2 protein-coding genes are annotated in these 2092 nt (G+C 72.8%); one reads left to right on the top strand and one right to left on the bottom strand.

Annotation, left to right across the window (positions count from 1 at the left end; all coding sequences use genetic code 11):
- Positions 1–289: 289 nt before the first annotated feature.
- A complete protein-coding gene (locus H5J29_RS30285) occupies positions 290–1273 on the top strand; it encodes an NAD(P)H-dependent flavin oxidoreductase (RefSeq protein WP_181784370.1) in 984 nt (327 codons plus the stop codon).
- Between the two features lie 114 nt (positions 1274–1387).
- Here H5J29_RS30285 and H5J29_RS30280 read toward each other — a convergent pair.
- The coding region (locus H5J29_RS30280) for an MBL fold metallo-hydrolase (protein WP_181784369.1) at positions 1388–2092 on the bottom strand (705 nt) is incomplete at its 5' end.

The following is a 2092-nucleotide window of genomic DNA, read 5'->3' as shown; positions in this document are numbered from 1 at the left end:
GCGGGGAGCGACCACGTGCCCGTCCCGATCGACGACCCGACGTTCGGGATCTTCGACGCCCTCGCCCCGGTGTACGGGACCCTCGGCGGGGTGTAGAACACCCAGGGTGGGGCCGCCGCGCAGGCGGCCCCACCCGGGGGGACGTGACGAAGACCGGATTGACGTGCCCGCCCACCTCCCGGCAGCATCGGGGCAGGTTGATGTCATCGATCGTTCGTTCAGTGACGTCGCGCGCCGGTGCGGACCACGTCGTCGGCGACCGCGTCGTCCGGACGGGAGCGGAGCACGGATGCGGACGCGGTTCACGGAGTTGTTCGGGGTCGAGCACCCGATCGCCCAGGGCGGCATGCAGTGGGTCGGGCGCGCGCCGCTCGTCGCCGGGGTGGCCAACGCGGGGGCCCTCGGGTTCATCACCGCCCTCACCCAGCCCACACCGGAGGACCTCCGCACCGAGATCCGCCGCTGCCGGGAGCTGACGGACAAGCCCTTCGGCGTGAACCTCACGATCCTGCCCGCGATCACGCCGCCGCCCTACGCGGAGTACCGGCAGGTGATCATCGACGAGGGGGTGCCCTTCGTCGAGACGGCGGGGGCGAACCCGATCGAGCACCTGGAGCACTTCCACTCCGCGGGCATCAAGGTCATCCACAAGTGCACCTCGGTCCGGCACGGGATCAAGGCCCAGACCCTCGGCGTCGACGCCCTGTCGATCGATGGCTTCGAGTGCGCGGGCCACCCCGGCGAGGACGACGTCCCCGGCCTGATCCTGCTGCCCGCCGCCGCCGACGCGATCGAGATCCCATTCCTCGCCTCCGGCGGCTTCGGCGACGGACGCGGCCTGGTCGCCGCGCTGGCGCTGGGTGCCGACGGCATCAACATGGGCACCCGGTTCATGGCGACCGTGGAGTCCGGGATCCACCAGAACGTCAAGGACCGGCTGGTCGAGGCGTCCGAGCGGGACACCCAGCTGATCTTCCGCCAGCTGCGCAACACCGCGCGCGTGGCCGACAACGCGGTCTCCCGCGAGGTCGTCGAGAAGCTGAACAACGGCGCCCAGTTCGAGGACATCCGCGACCTCGTCGCGGGCGTGCGCGGGGTCAAGGTCTACGAGACCGGCGACCTCGACCACGGCATCTGGTCGGCGGGCATGGTGCAGACCCTGATCAAGGACATCCCGACCTGCGAGGAGCTCGTCTCCCGCATCGTCCGGGACGCCGAGGAGATCATCACCTCGCGGCTGGCCGACATCGTCGGCACCCCCGCCGCGGTCTGAGACGGGGGACGGGTGCGCGTCCCGTAGGCGTCGCGCCCGTCCCGACACCACGGAGGAACGGCACCCCCGCTCACCGAGCGAGGGTGCCGTTCGTGTTTCCCGGTCCTCGGGTGCTCAGGCCACGGACGCGCGCAGCGGCAGTCGGACCCGGACGGTCTCGTCTCCCGCGGGGGCGCCCATGAGCGGGTCGCCCACGCACACGAGCTCCCCGCGGTCCGCCAGGTAGCGCACGTGCGAGGCGGTCTCGGCCAGCGCGCCGATCCGCATCCGGCCCACCTCGGACCAGGGCCGCGACCAGGTCAGCCGCGCCGCGACCTCCCACATCGTGGGCTCGCCCGCCTCGCCGACGATGGTCAGCAGCTCCCGGCAGCGCTCGGCGTGGTGCTCCTGCAGGCTCCGCGACCGCGCCGCCAGGCCGCGGAAGCGGTACTCGTGCGCGGGCAGCGCGGTGAGGCCGCCGCGCTCGTCGTCGATGCGGGCGACCTTCTCCAGCGAGTCGAGGAAGGTCGCGAGCGCGGGGGAGTCCGCGCTGTGCGGGGTCATGCCGATGTTCGGGGTGATCCGCGGCAGGACATGGTCGCCGGTGAGCATCACGCCCGCCTCGGCCTCGAGCAGACAGAGGTGGCCCGGGGTGTGCCCCGGGGTCCAGACCGCGCGGACCCGGCGCCCCGGCAGCGGCAGCTCGGCGCCGTCCTCCAGGAGCACGTCGGGATGCGCCATCGACTCGAAGTCGGGGCGGAAGGCCCGCGGCCCGGTGAGCTCGCCGATGTCCTCCGTGGAGGCTCCGCACCCGCACAGCCAGCCCGCCATCGTGTCGTG

This window comes from Pseudonocardia pini (genome assembly GCF_013870575.1).
Taxonomy (GTDB): domain Bacteria; phylum Actinomycetota; class Actinomycetes; order Mycobacteriales; family Pseudonocardiaceae; genus Pseudonocardia; species Pseudonocardia pini.
Note: the sequence above shows the minus strand (reverse complement) of the source record. Positions and strands in the feature narration are given on the sequence as shown.